This is a genomic window from Vibrio marinisediminis (assembly GCF_014050145.1).
Taxonomy (GTDB): Bacteria; Pseudomonadota; Gammaproteobacteria; order Enterobacterales; family Vibrionaceae; genus Vibrio; species Vibrio marinisediminis.
In genome coordinates this window covers 1-305 of the sequence record NZ_JACFYF010000153.1, presented here as the reverse complement: position 1 = coordinate 305, position 305 = coordinate 1, and the positions used below count along the sequence as shown (strand labels likewise).

The 305-nt window shown below is 64.3% G+C and carries 1 protein-coding gene; it reads left to right on the top strand.

Annotated features, from left to right (window positions below):
- On the top strand, positions 1-230 hold a 230-nt coding region (locus H2O73_RS23760; RefSeq protein WP_182110766.1), incomplete at its 5' end, for an FCD domain-containing protein.
- Positions 231-305 lie beyond the last annotated feature (75 nt).

The window sequence follows — 305 nt, the reverse complement described above, 5'->3', positions numbered from 1 at the left end:
TCGAGGCGGCGGGCAACGAGGTTCTGTCCCAGCATCACAGGGTGCTTGGTTCAAGGGTGAAGCGCGCGCGATTCCTTGCGAATATCTCGGATGCGCGCTGGGCCCAGGCCGTGGCCGAGCACGAAGGCATCATCACCGCGCTGGAGGCACGGGACGGCCCGCTGCTCGGGCAGCTGTTGTCGGCCCATCTCGGTAACAAATTCGCCGCGCTGAAAGCCCGGATGAATTGAGGCGCCCGGTGGGGGTTGCGCCGGACCCGGGGCGCTTCGACTGAATTCATTGCAAAAAACCCGAGGGTTTCGCAT